We start from the raw sequence: 11,708 nt of genomic DNA on the forward strand, positions 1-11,708 counted from the left end.
TCATGGCCAGGAGCGGGGAAGGCACATCGGCGTATGCAATCCTGGGGGCGGGTCAGCCCATGGCAACGCTTCCCCCGCCACGGTCCGCGATATGACCATGGCGGGTTCTTGCGAATCGGCAACCAGTGTCATTTGGGCAGCAGCGTATCCATCCACGGCCCGTTGGGCAGCCGGTTGGCCAGATCGGTGATGTGCTTGTTCCACCAATGCCTTTGTTCGACCAGGTGGTCATAGTCGAACTGGTCTTCCCGCCATTTCCGGTCGGACGGATGATAGGTCATCACGTCGATCGGATAGCCGACATCGGCCGAAGAATAGCGGGTGCTGTCAAAGGACAGATAGGCCAGCTTCAGCGCCATCGGCATGGTGGTGTCATGCTTCAGCGCCCGGTCCAGGATGGGCTTGCCATAGGTGGTGGCCCCGATGGACAGATAGGGTGTGCGCTCATCCACCTCGATCCAGTTGCCCTCCGGATAGATCAGGAACATCGTCGGTTCCTCATCCTTGGACAGCTGGCCGCCGATGATGGCATGCAGGTTGAACTTCAGGTTCGACGCCTCCAGCGCCTCCTTGTCCTCTTTCGCTACGGTGCGCAGGCACTGGGCAAACGCGTTGGCCGCGTCCAGCATGGTGGGAAACGGCTTGGCCTTCTTTTCCGCCATTTCCCGGCGCAGATAGGCCAGCGTCTTGTCGCGCACCGAGCGCAGGCCCGAGGTCATGACGAAGAACTGGTCCTTGCCGTTCTTGATCAGGGTCACCTTGCGGGCGGCCGTCACCTGGGTACCGGCGGTGATGCGGCCGTCGGCCAGCGCGATCAGCCCGTCCTTGATCTTGATGCCGAGACAATAGGTCATGATGGTCCTGGGTCTGGGGGCCGCTTGGGTGGGCCGGCATCCTGTCACGCCACCACCTTGGGGCGAAAGCCCGAAAGGGGCATGCCGCCCGAGCCCGGTCCGCATGCGGACCGGCCCGGACCCCCGACCAACGAACGGATGATATTCGTGTTGCACTGCACAAAAGCGTATTGACTCCCGTCCATCGCACCGATATATCTACATCCATGCTGCATTGCAGCACACCTAGGTTCCGCCTCATGAATGGCCGGTTCCCTGGTTTGAAAAGCGGCAACCGGTGCCGGGGCTGCGCCTAGCGGACCGGCAACGACCGAGCGCGAAGGAGATGGCATATGGCAACCCGCACGCCGAAAGGACCCGTGGCCGCCGCGACGCCGAAGAAGGCTGTTGCGAAGCCCGTCAGCGTCCCCACGGCCGATAAACCCGTCGCGGCCGAGGCGCCGGCGCCTGTGAAGGCCGAACTGGCGCCCGTGAAACCGCCGGTCGCCAAGAAAGTTTCGCCCCCGGTGGCAAAGGCGGTGCCGGCTGTTCAGGCCCACGCGGTGGAGGAGGTGAAGGCCGCCCCGCCGCCGCCCGAGGCCGTCCCGGCACCTGTCGAGCCCGAGCCCGTCTCGGCGGAGCCGGTGGAGGAGCCCGTGATCCGGCCCGGCGCCGCATTCCCGCCCGTACCCGTCCCGGTTCCCGTGGCGGCCAGCATTCCCGTCCCGGCAGAGCCGGTTGTCCAAGCAATCGCCCAGACCAAGCAAAAGGTGGAAAAGATGAGCAAGCAGGTTTTCGCCACGTTCGAAGATGTCGTCGGCTTCCAGAAGGATAATGTGGAGGCCATCGTGGCGTCCTCCTCGATCCTGACCAAGGGCTTTGAGGCCCTGTCGAAGGAAATCGTCGCCTTCACCCAGGCCCAGTATGAGCAGTCGGTCACGGCCACCAAGGCCCTGTTCGCCGTGAAGTCGGTGAAGGAACTGGTCGACCTGCAGACCGAATTTGCCAAGACCTCCTTCGACGCCCTGGTGGCCGAAGCCACCAAGGTATCCGAGGCCGGCATCAAGGTCGCCAACGAGGCCGTTGAGCCGATCACGGCCCGCGTGAACGCGACCGTTGAGAAGCTGTCGAAGCTGAAGGCCGCCTGATCTCAATGCGCTCTGGACCGCCGGGTGGTGATCCCATCCGGTGGTCCAGGGTGCTTGGGTGCAGCTTTGTGTTGGTTGAGCATATCACTTCGCTTGCGGAGTGATATGCTTTGTCATGTCCGGCTGTGCGCCATGACGGCGTCTCGGGTTGCCATATTCAGGGCCCGCGGGAGACCCACCCGTATGCTGGTGTCGTCCATCCCGATGTGACAGGTGTCCGGCGGCCCGACATGAGCAATGCCTGATGGACAGGCCATGTGCCGCCGCTTCTTGGCGGCCTGTGACGGATACCTGGTATCGCCGTCGATATTATTGCAGGCTCAGCGGTTCCATATCGTGCTGGCGGACAGTGGCGAAGGCCACATCCTGGCGCTCCACGACGGTCAGGATGGTGCCGTCGGCGGCGTGGATGGCGAAGCCGGGTTTGCCCTCCGTCTCCGTGGGCTTCACATAGGCCAGGTCATTGACGCCGAAAGCGGCGAAATCCTTGGGGCTCAACCGGCGCAGATACTGGATGGTCGGATTCATGTCCCCCGTTACTCCAAATTTTGCCCCGGCCCGCGTCCGGCAGGGGCGAATAGGGTTGGCCTGCCCCCATTAAGGCCACCAACCGTTGAAATATGGTTTACGGCTTGTGACATTGTGCATTGTTCCCTCAGGTGCCGGGCGCCGCCATCCGGCGGCTTGGCTAACGCCGCACGTGCGGCGGGCTGGCGGTCGCCAGCCTGGGAGCCATATGGTGACGTATGCCCAGGGCGTGGATGCGTCCGCCCGGCACCTGAGGGAAGATCAAATAAACTTAGCCGCGACGGTCGGGGGACACGTCGATGGTGCGGGGGGCGTCGCCGCTGCCATTCTCGCCGATGCCGATCTTGATGGTGCGGACCTTGGGTTCCGGGATCGGCCGGCGCAGATCGACATGCAGCAACCCATTATCCAGGTTGCAGCCCACCACCTCGATCCCCTCTGCCAGCACGAAGCTGCGCTGGAACTGGCGGGCGGCGATGCCGCGATGCAGGTAGATGCGATTCTTGTCGTCGGCCTGCTTGCCGCGGATGACCAGCTGGTTGTCCTCCATCTGGACCGCGAGGTCTTCCGACGTGAAGCCGGCGACGGCCAGCGTGATGCGCAGCCCGTCAGGCCCCGTCTGTTCGATATTGTAGGGTGGATAGCCCTCGTTCGCGTTCTTGGCGATCCGGTCGAGCGTGCGTTCGAACTGGTCGAAGCCCAGCAGGAACGGGCTGTTGAACAGCGACAGGCGGGTGGTCACGTCTGGTCCCCTCATCATCGAGCTGGCCCGGGGGCATCCCCGTTGGTATCGACAGCCCTGACAGGAGGCGCCGCCGATCACCGATTTGCCCTTAAATGGGTATTGCGGGACGGCGATCAAGGCAAGCGCCAATCGTGTCTGATGCCATCCCCAGAATCTGTGGATAAGTCTGTGGGCACGGCCGGAGTCGGGGCCTGTTTTCGGCACCCCGTCGTGTTTGCCCGAAAAACAGGCAGATGCAGGCCAAGGCTTTTCCGGTCATGGCTGCCGCCGGGTTGCCCGCGCCATGACCCTGGGTCCCGCCATTCGCCGGGACGATTGCGGCATGCATCTGGTAGTAAGGGGAGGTGTCGCCCCCCGGACAGAGCGTTCCATGACCATCGATCCCGTCACCCTGACCCAGGACCTGATCCGTTGCCCCAGCGTCACCCCGGCCGATGCCGGTGCGCTGGGGGTACTGCAAACGGTACTGGAGGGCATGGGCTTCACCTGCCACCGCCTGGTGTTCGAGCAGGCGGGGACCGACCCGGTCGATAATCTCTATGCAAGACTGGGCACGACGGCGCCGAATTTCTGCTTCGCCGGCCATACGGATGTGGTGCCGGTGGGCGATGGCGCCGCTTGGACCGTCGATCCTTTCGGTGCCGAAATCATCAATGGCAAGCTTTACGGTCGCGGCACGTCCGATATGAAGGGGGCCATCGCCGCCTTCATCGCTGCCATAAAATCATTCCTGGACCGGAACGATGTGCCCGATGGCTCCATCTCCCTGCTGATCACCGGGGATGAGGAGGGGCCGAGCGTCAATGGCACGCGCAAGGTGCTGGACTGGATGAAGGCCAGTGGAGAGGTGATCGACGCCTGTCTGGTGGGTGAGCCCACCAATCCGCATGTCCTGGGCGACATGATGAAGATCGGCCGGCGCGGGTCGGTCACCGCCACCCTGACCGCCTATGGCGCGCAGGGCCATGTCGCCTATCCGCACCTGGCCGACAATCCGCTGCCGCGCCTGACCAGGGCGCTGTCCATGCTGGCCGACAGCCCGCTGGACGAGGGCACGGCGCATTTTCAGCCCAGCACGCTGGCCATCACCACCATCGATGTCGGCAATCCGGCCAGCAATGTCATCCCCGCCAAGGGCATGGCCCGGTTCAATATCCGCTTCAACGACCTGCACACGCCGAAAAGCCTGGAGGCCCATATCCGTGATGTGCTGGAGGAGGTGGGGGGCGCCTGGGACCTGAAGATGGCCGTGTCGGGTGAGGCATTCCTGACACCGCCGGGCGCCCTGGTCGCCACGGTTGCCGGTGCGGTGAATGCGGTGACGGGGCGGCAGCCGGAACTGTCAACCTCGGGCGGCACGTCGGACGCCCGCTTCATCAAGGATTTCTGCCCCGTGGTGGAGTTCGGGCTGGTCGGTCAGACCATGCACAAGGTAGATGAACATGTGGATGTCAACGACATCCACATGCTGGCTGCCATTTATGACCGGGTTCTGGCCGATTATTTCGGCAAGGCAGCCTCGTGAGCGGGCTGTTCGGCGCCATCCGTCTGGCGGCCCTGGATGCGCGCGGCATCGGCCTGATCGATCCGTCGCCGATGGCGGCATGGCGAAACCTGGTCCTGCTGGTGCCGCTGCTGCTGGCCAATGCCGTGTCCGACCTGCTGCTGCTGCCTGATGGGGTGGAGATGGCAGGCTACCTGCTGTTGTCGGCCACCGTGTCGGCGATACAGATGACGGGCTATCTGCTGGCCGTGTCGCAGATCCTGCAAGCCACCGGCCGGGGCGACCGGTTCCCGCTATTCTTGTCCACCTATGTCTGGTGCAGCGTGGTCAGCAGTGCCGCCGGGCTGGTGGCATTGGCGGTGGCGTTGCAATCGCCCGATGCGGTGGCCACGGGTATCGGCCTGGGGCTGCTGCTCTGGAGCCTCTATTACAGCTGGTTCGCCATCCGCGCGGCCTTGACCTGCCCCGGTGCGGTGGCGGCGGGCCTGCTGGGGCTGGAGATCCTGACCGTGCTTGCCACCGATGGGCTGCCCCTGCAATTGGCATTGGCTGCCAAGGGGTGATCGCCGCCCGCGCAAGGCAGCCCGCCCCGATAAGCGGGGTCTTTGCATTTGCGTGAAAGGTCCCCCTGGGCTAAGACCGGTTACCGGTGTTGGGGTTCCTCCCTTCGCTTGACGGCACTCACCATCGGTAAGCCCCCCTCATGACCGATACGCCCACCAAGGCCCTGGCGGCCAAGGCGCTGCTGCCCACCGGACTGCGTGACCTGCTGCCGCCGGATGCGGAGCATGAGGCGCAGGTCACAGGCCGGCTGCTGAAGGAATTCCATCGTCATGGCTATGAGCGGGTGAAACCGCCGCTGGTGGAGTTCGAGGAGGGGCTCCTGTCCGGCTCCGCCGCGACGCTGGCCAACCAGACCTTCCGCATCATGGACCCGGTGTCGCAGCGGATGATGGGCGTGCGTTCCGACATGACCCCGCAGGTTGCCCGCATCGCCACCACCCGCCTGCGTAAGGCGCCGCGCCCGCTGCGCCTGTCCTATGCCGGCCAGGTGCTGCGCGTGAAGGGCAGCAGCCTGCGCCAGGAACGCCAGTTCGGGCAGGTGGGTGTGGAACTGATCGGCCCCGACCGGGCCGAGGCGGATGCCGAGATCATCCTGCTGGCCGCATCCGCCCTGGCGTCGGTTGGCGCACGCGGTATCTCCATCGACCTGACCGTGCCGACCCTGGTGCCGGCCGTGGCCCGTGCGCTGGCCCTGTCCGACGATGATTATGCCCGCCTACGCGCCGCGCTGGATCACCGCGATGCCGCAGCATTGGCCGAGGCTGCGGGCGCGCAGGCGCCCCTGTTCCTGGCCATCCTGAATGCCAGCGGCCCGGCGCCGGCGGCTGTGCAGCGGCTGGCCGCCATCGATCTGCCCGACGTGGCGCAGGCCGCGCGGGACGAGCTGACGGCGGTCGTTCGCCTGATCGAAAAGGCCGACCCAACCCTGTCGGTCACCATCGATCCCGTGGAAATGCGCGGTTTCGAGTATCAGACGGGCGTCAGCTTCACCATCTTCGCCCGTGGTGTGCGCGGCGAGCTGGGGCGCGGCGGCCGCTATCGCACCGGCGGGGCCGATCCGGTGGGGGAACCCGCGACCGGCTTCACGCTTTATACCGATACGGTGCTGCGTGCCCTGCCGGGGCCGTCGCCGACGCGGCGGGTGCTGCTGCCGCTGGGTACCGACTATGCCGAGGCGCAGGCGTTGCGCGCCCAGGGCTGGCACACGGCTGCCTCCATGGAACCGGTCGCGGATCTGGCGGCAGAGGCCAAGCGGCTGTCCTGTTCACACCTATTGACGGCGGACGGGCCGCAGCCCGTCTGACCCACCGGTTTGAAACCTGATCAAGCGGGGCGGGTCCGATAGGGCCCGAGGCCCCCTAACGTCCGAACGAAGCGAGGAATATCATGGCCAATGTGGCGGTCGTCGGGTCCCAGTGGGGCGACGAGGGCAAGGGCAAGATCGTCGACTGGCTGTCCAGCCGGGCCGATGTGGTGGTCCGCTTCCAGGGCGGTCACAATGCCGGCCATACGCTGGTGATCAACGGCGTGGTCTATAAGCTGTCGCTGCTGCCCAGCGGCGTGGTCCGCCCCGGCAAGCTGTCGGTGATCGGCAATGGCGTCGTGGTCGACCCCTGGGCCCTGCTGAAGGAAATTGCCGCCATCCAGGAAAAGGGCGTGACGATCACCCCCGAAACCCTGCTGGTGGCCGAGAATTGCGCCCTGATCCTGCCGCTGCACTCTGCCGTCGATAAGGCGCGCGAGGAAGCGCGCGGCGTGAACAAGATCGGCACGACCGGCCGTGGCATCGGCCCGGCCTATGAGGACAAGGTGGCCCGTCGCGCCATCCGCGTCTGCGATCTGGCGGATGAGGCGGTGCTGGAGCATAAGGTCGAACAGCTGCTGTTCCATCACAATGCCCTGTTGCGCGGGCTGGGTGCAGAAGAGCTGAACAAGGACGAGGTTCTGGCCCAGCTGCGCGAGGTGGCGCCCAAGCTGCTGCCCTACAGCGCGGTTGTCTGGAAACGCCTGGACGAGGCCCGCCGCCAGGGCAAGCGCATCCTGTTCGAAGGTGCGCAGGGCGCCATGCTGGACGTGGATCACGGCACCTACCCGTTCGTCACCTCCTCCAACACGGTGGCCGGCAATGCCGCCGCCGGGTCGGGCATGGGTCCGGGGGCGGTCGGCCATGTACTGGGCATTACAAAGGCCTATACGACGCGCGTCGGTTCCGGCCCCTTCCCCACCGAACTGCATGACGAGATCGGCGACAAGATCGGCCAGCGCGGACATGAATTCGGCACCGTCACGGGGCGCAAGCGCCGCTGCGGCTGGTTCGATGCTGTCATGGTGCGTCAGGCCATCAAGACCGGCGGCATCACCGGCATCGCGCTGACCAAGCTGGACGTGCTGGACGGCTTCGACGAGTTGAAGGTCTGCACGGGTTACAAGCTGAATGGCGAGGTGATCCAGCATCTGCCCGCCGGCCAGACCGCCCAGGCCCAGGTGGAGCCGATCTACGAAGTGTTCGAAGGCTGGAGCGAGAGCACCCAGGGTGCCCGCTCCTGGGCCCAGCTTCCCGCCGCCGCCATCAAGTATGTGCGCCGGATCGAAGAGCTGATCGAGGCACCGGTAACGCTCCTGTCCACCAGCCCGGAGCGCGATGACACGATCCTGATGAAGGACCCGTTCGAGGATTGAGGAGGATTCGCCGGGTGCCCATGTGGACTCCGCTTACCTAGGCTTCTTGCCAAGTAGAGCGACCTCCTCTATAAGCACCGGCTCCATCGGACGGCGCGGCCGGGCGAGAAGCCCGGGGCATGCCCACCGTCCACATGTGAAGAAGGACCGAAAATGCCCAAGTTGAAGAACCATTCGGGCGCCAAGAAGCGGTTTAAGTTCACCGCTTCGGGCAAGGTGAAGGCCCAGGCCGCCGGCAAGCGCCACGGCATGAGCAAGCGCCCCCTGAAGATGAAGCGTAACGCGCGTGGTACGTTCGTTATGTTCAAGGCCGATGGCGAGAAGATCGCCGAGAATTTCCTGCGGGTTAAGTGAGAGGACTGACCTATGGCACGCGTTAAGCGGGGCGTCACCACTCACGCCCGTCACAAGAAGATCCTGAAGCTCGCCAAGGGCTATCGTGGTCGCGGTTCCACCTGCTATCGCGTTGCGATCGAGAAGGTCGAGAAGGCGCTTCGTTACGCCTATCGCGACCGTCGTAACAAGAAGCGCGATTTCCGCGGTCTGTGGATTCAGCGTATCAACGCCGGTGCGCGTCTGCACGGGCTGAAGTACAGCACCTTGATCCACGGCCTGAAGCGCGCCGGCATCGAACTGGACCGCAAGGTCCTGTCCGACATCGCCGCCCGCGAGCCGGAGAGCTTTAAGAGCCTGTGCGCACAGGCTGAGGCTGCTCTCAAGGCCGCCTGATTTCCGGTAACGGATATCAGAACGGTTGCACGTTGAAAGGGGGAGCAGGCCCGGCGGGCCCGCTCCCCCTTTTGCTTGTGCGCCCGCCATCTGTGCTATCATCGGGACCCCACCGGGACCGGAGGACGCCATGGGTTCGCTAACCATCCGCATCGACGATGAAGCCTTGATCAAGGGACTGGAAGACCGTGCCTTGCGGTCGGGCCGCACGGTCGAGGAAGAGGTGGCGGCTGTTCTGACGGCGCAGGTGGGCAGCATCGGACAATCACCGGAACTGATTGCCCGGATGGATGCCCTGCGGGCCATGACCTCGGGTACGCGCCAGACACCGTCAGAGGTACTGCTGCGTCAATCGAGAGACGAACGGTGACCATCGTTATAGATGCCAGTGTTGCCGTAAAGTGGCTGGTTACAGAGGATGATTCCGCTGCCGCCTTGCCACTGCTCGCCCTCCCCCTGACAGCACCAGAACTGCTGCTGGCTGAGGTGGCCAGCATCCTGTGGAAGAAAGTCCGCCAGAACGAGATCACACCGTTCATCGCCCAAGAAGCACTTCTGGTGCTGAAAGCGACAGACATCAGCCTTGCTCACAGCGGCAAACTGATCACAGCAGCGTTATCACTGGCGTGCGAATTGAACCATTCGCCTTACGACATGTTCTATGTGGCATTGGCCATCGACCACGACATTCCCCTGATTACCGCTGACAGGCGGCTGGTCAACAGGGTCAGAGAGTCAGGTCGCCCCTGGGCCACCCTCGTCACCCTGCTCACCGAATTCCAACCGGGCGCTTCCGCCCCCTCCCTTTCCTGATCCGGACCCATCATGGACACGCTCGATAATCTGCAGGCCGACACCCTGGCCACCATCGCGTCAGCATCCGACAGCGCCGCCCTGGAAGAGGTGCGGGTTGCCGTGCTGGGCAAGAAGGGCGCCATCACGGCCCTGATGGGCGACATGCGCAGCCTGACACCCGACGAGCGCAAGGCCCGTGGCGCGGCGCTGAATGCCGTGAAAACCGCCGTGGAGACCGCAATTGAGGAACGCCGGGCGGAACTGAAGACCATCGAGTTGGAGCGCCGCCTGGCGGCCGAGCGCATCGACGTCACGTTGCCGGCCCGCCCCGAAACCCAGGGCCGCATCCACCCGATCAGCCAGACGGTGGACGAAATGGTGGCGATCTTTGCCGCCATGGGCTTCACCGTCGCCGAGGGTCCGGATATCGAGACCGACTTCAACAATTTCACGGCCCTGAACATCCCGCCGGAGCATCCGGCCCGCCAGATGCATGACACCTTCTATCTGCCGCCGTCGGCAGAGGGGGCGGCGCGGGTGCTGCGCACCCATACCAGCCCGGTGCAGATCCGCACCATGCTGAAGGACAAGCCGCCGATCCGCATCATCGCGCCGGGCCGCACCTATCGCTCCGACTATGACCAGACGCACACGCCCGTCTTCCATCAGATCGAGGGTCTGGTGATTGGCGAGGATATCCATATGGGCCATCTCAAGGGCTGCATCCTGGAATTCTGCCGCGCCTTTTTCCAGATCGATGACCTGCCCATCCGCTTCCGCCCCAGCTTCTTCCCCTTCACCGAACCGTCGGCAGAGGTGGATATCGGCTGCTCGCGCAAGGGCGGTGAGCTGAAGCTTGGCAACCATGGCGACTGGCTGGAAATCATGGGCTCGGGCATGGTCCACCCCAAGGTGCTGGAAAATTGCGGCATCGACAGCACCAAGTACCAGGGCTTCGCCTTCGGCATGGGGATCGAGCGCGTGGCGATGCTGAAATACGGCATCCCTGACCTGCGCTCCTTCTTCGATGCCGACCTGCGCTGGCTGCGCCATTACGGCTTCTCGGCCCTGGACCAGCCCAACTTGGCCCAGGGCCTGTCGCGGTAAGGATATTGGCGACCTGCGGCACAGGGAAAGGCAAGCCCTTGCCGCGCTGCGGGTTTGTCTGCGACCTGCCCGTTGATGCCTCCTTCTGTTTCTTCGCACTTGCGAAGTCGACTGGATGCATAGCATCATCATTTCTCAACTCTTAAGGGGAAATGGGCTATGCTTCCAGCGTTCCTGTCCGCCAATCCGCTGTTCGCCCCCTTTATCACCGATCCCGCACAGCTACTGATGACTGCCACAATGACGGCATTCGAGCAGTTGCTGGGCAAAGGTGTGCTGGGTACGCCCATTACAGTGGGCGATACCACCATCATACCCGTCACCATCACCACCTTTGGCGTCGGCACGGGCGGAGGGTCGCTATCCGGAGAGCCGGTGGGCGGCGGTGGGGGTGGCGGGGTGATTCCGGTCGCTCTGATCATCATCTCGCCCGACGGTACCCGGATCGAGCAGTTGCCCAAGGAAACCACCGCTGCTGCCCTGGAAAAGCTGACCGACATGGCCAAGGAGATGGGGAGCCGCCGTCCGGTGCGCTGAGTGGACCTTGCCAAGGTGGCAATGTAGCACTGGACGCCGTCATCACGGTCGATCTGGAACCCGGCGATGCGATCTATATCCCTACCATGTGGTGGCACAATGTCGTTTCCACCGGCCCCTTCAATGTGCTGGTGAATTGCTGGTGGACCGACGCCAAGCCCTGGGCCGGCAACCCGTTCCAGGCCCTGGTCCATGCCGTCATGGCGATTGGGGAATTGCCGCCGGAACGACAGGGTGCGTGGCGGGGTGTCTTCGACCATTCCGTGCTCCGTCGCAATGGCGATCCGATGGCCCATATGGCACCCGAGCACCGGTTGGTCACCGGTCCCCTGACGCCCCGCCCGGCGCAATATATCCGGGGATGGCTGCTGCGCTGTCTGGGCGGCTGATTGCGCCGCATCTCTGCGGCAATGGCGGATCAGGGTTGTCGCTCCTTGCGGCTGCTCCGGCGACAGGACGGTCTTACCTGCGGCCCGTGGCCCGTGTTACACCCCTTGGGCCGTATCGCCCCCCGCTGCCCGCCGGCCATCCGGCGGGCA

The 11,708-nt window shown here is 64.4% G+C and carries 15 protein-coding genes; 12 read left to right on the forward strand and 3 right to left on the reverse strand.

What is annotated here, in order from left to right; translation table 11 throughout:
- Positions 1–128: 128 nt before the first annotated feature.
- On the reverse strand, positions 129–854 hold the full coding sequence (locus tag AC1Q7F_RS18250) for a proteasome-type protease (protein ID WP_492509430.1): 726 nt from the start codon (positions 852–854) through the stop codon (positions 129–131).
- A 332-nt stretch (positions 855–1,186) separates the two neighbouring features.
- Between AC1Q7F_RS18250 and AC1Q7F_RS18255 the strand changes: the two genes are divergently transcribed.
- A complete protein-coding gene (locus tag AC1Q7F_RS18255) occupies positions 1,187–1,981 on the forward strand; it encodes a phasin family protein (protein ID WP_492509431.1) in 795 nt (264 codons plus the stop codon).
- A gap of 309 nt (positions 1,982–2,290) precedes the next feature.
- Here AC1Q7F_RS18255 and AC1Q7F_RS18260 read toward each other — a convergent pair whose 3' ends face one another.
- Both AC1Q7F_RS18260 and AC1Q7F_RS18265 read right to left on the reverse strand, forming a co-directional pair.
- On the reverse strand, positions 2,291–2,509 hold the full coding sequence (locus tag AC1Q7F_RS18260) for a DUF1150 family protein (RefSeq protein ID WP_492509433.1): 219 nt from the start codon (positions 2,507–2,509) through the stop codon (positions 2,291–2,293).
- A gap of 271 nt (positions 2,510–2,780) precedes the next feature.
- Positions 2,781–3,251: an Hsp20 family protein gene (locus tag AC1Q7F_RS18265; protein ID WP_492509435.1), complete on the reverse strand. Its 471-nt coding sequence runs from the start codon at positions 3,249–3,251 to the stop codon at positions 2,781–2,783.
- Positions 3,252–3,624: 373 nt separating this feature from the next.
- Here AC1Q7F_RS18265 and dapE point away from each other — a divergent pair, with 373 nt between their 5' ends.
- The 11 genes from dapE to AC1Q7F_RS18320 all read left to right on the forward strand — a co-directional run bounded on the left by dapE (position 3,625) and on the right by AC1Q7F_RS18320 (position 11,558).
- Entirely contained in the window at positions 3,625–4,779 is a 1,155-nt protein-coding gene (gene dapE / locus AC1Q7F_RS18270; RefSeq protein ID WP_492509548.1) for a succinyl-diaminopimelate desuccinylase, read from the forward strand.
- A complete protein-coding gene (locus AC1Q7F_RS18275; protein ID WP_492509437.1) occupies positions 4,776–5,321 on the forward strand; it encodes a hypothetical protein in 546 nt (181 codons plus the stop codon). The genes dapE and AC1Q7F_RS18275 overlap by 4 nt, the downstream gene beginning before the upstream one ends.
- A gap of 140 nt (positions 5,322–5,461) precedes the next feature.
- Positions 5,462–6,625, forward strand: a complete 1,164-nt coding sequence (locus AC1Q7F_RS18280; RefSeq protein WP_492509439.1) for an ATP phosphoribosyltransferase regulatory subunit — start codon at positions 5,462–5,464, stop codon at positions 6,623–6,625.
- 83 nt (positions 6,626–6,708) lie between these two features.
- Positions 6,709–8,001, forward strand: coding sequence for an adenylosuccinate synthase (locus AC1Q7F_RS18285; RefSeq protein WP_492509441.1), 1,293 nt, complete (start codon positions 6,709–6,711; stop codon positions 7,999–8,001).
- A 153-nt stretch (positions 8,002–8,154) separates the two neighbouring features.
- Positions 8,155–8,355, forward strand: coding sequence for a 50S ribosomal protein L35 (gene rpmI / locus AC1Q7F_RS18290; RefSeq protein WP_029012316.1), 201 nt, complete (start codon positions 8,155–8,157; stop codon positions 8,353–8,355).
- Positions 8,356–8,367: 12 nt separating this feature from the next.
- Complete coding sequence (rplT, locus tag AC1Q7F_RS18295) at positions 8,368–8,730, forward strand: 50S ribosomal protein L20 (RefSeq protein WP_492509443.1); 363 nt, start codon at positions 8,368–8,370, stop codon at positions 8,728–8,730.
- Positions 8,731–8,860: 130 nt separating this feature from the next.
- The gene (locus tag AC1Q7F_RS18300) at positions 8,861–9,100 is read left to right on the forward strand and encodes a hypothetical protein (RefSeq protein WP_492509445.1); all 240 of its coding nucleotides are present in this window, start codon (positions 8,861–8,863) and stop codon (positions 9,098–9,100) included.
- Entirely contained in the window at positions 9,097–9,543 is a 447-nt protein-coding gene (locus tag AC1Q7F_RS18305) for a type II toxin-antitoxin system VapC family toxin (RefSeq protein WP_492509446.1), read from the forward strand. Before AC1Q7F_RS18300 ends, AC1Q7F_RS18305 begins: the two co-directional genes overlap by 4 nt.
- A 12-nt stretch (positions 9,544–9,555) precedes the next feature.
- Entirely contained in the window at positions 9,556–10,632 is a 1,077-nt protein-coding gene (gene pheS, locus AC1Q7F_RS18310; protein ID WP_492509448.1) for a phenylalanine--tRNA ligase subunit alpha, read from the forward strand.
- A gap of 159 nt (positions 10,633–10,791) precedes the next feature.
- The gene (locus AC1Q7F_RS18315) at positions 10,792–11,169 is read left to right on the forward strand and encodes a spore germination protein GerW family protein (protein ID WP_492509450.1); all 378 of its coding nucleotides are present in this window, start codon (positions 10,792–10,794) and stop codon (positions 11,167–11,169) included.
- A 41-nt stretch (positions 11,170–11,210) separates the two neighbouring features.
- On the forward strand, positions 11,211–11,558 hold the full coding sequence (locus tag AC1Q7F_RS18320) for a cupin-like domain-containing protein (RefSeq protein WP_492509550.1): 348 nt from the start codon (positions 11,211–11,213) through the stop codon (positions 11,556–11,558).
- Positions 11,559–11,708 lie beyond the last annotated feature (150 nt).

This window comes from Niveispirillum sp. GW835-FHT14G11 (assembly GCF_058793615.1).

Coding starts and splice junctions, on each gene's coding strand:
- dapE (WP_492509548.1), top strand. CDS start 3,625: ATGACCATCGATCCCGTCACCCTGACCCAGGACCTGATCCGTTGCCCC.
- rpmI (WP_029012316.1), top strand. CDS start 8,155: ATGCCCAAGTTGAAGAACCATTCGGGCGCCAAGAAGCGGTTTAAGTTC.
- AC1Q7F_RS18260 (WP_492509433.1), bottom strand. CDS start 2,509: ATGAATCCGACCATCCAGTATCTGCGCCGGTTGAGCCCCAAGGATTTC.
- rplT (WP_492509443.1), top strand. CDS start 8,368: ATGGCACGCGTTAAGCGGGGCGTCACCACTCACGCCCGTCACAAGAAG.
- AC1Q7F_RS18300 (WP_492509445.1), top strand. CDS start 8,861: ATGGGTTCGCTAACCATCCGCATCGACGATGAAGCCTTGATCAAGGGA.
- pheS (WP_492509448.1), top strand. CDS start 9,556: ATGGACACGCTCGATAATCTGCAGGCCGACACCCTGGCCACCATCGCG.
- AC1Q7F_RS18255 (WP_492509431.1), top strand. CDS start 1,187: ATGGCAACCCGCACGCCGAAAGGACCCGTGGCCGCCGCGACGCCGAAG.
- AC1Q7F_RS18280 (WP_492509439.1), top strand. CDS start 5,462: ATGACCGATACGCCCACCAAGGCCCTGGCGGCCAAGGCGCTGCTGCCC.
- AC1Q7F_RS18315 (WP_492509450.1), top strand. CDS start 10,792: ATGCTTCCAGCGTTCCTGTCCGCCAATCCGCTGTTCGCCCCCTTTATC.
- AC1Q7F_RS18285 (WP_492509441.1), top strand. CDS start 6,709: ATGGCCAATGTGGCGGTCGTCGGGTCCCAGTGGGGCGACGAGGGCAAG.
- AC1Q7F_RS18250 (WP_492509430.1), bottom strand. CDS start 854: ATGACCTATTGTCTCGGCATCAAGATCAAGGACGGGCTGATCGCGCTG.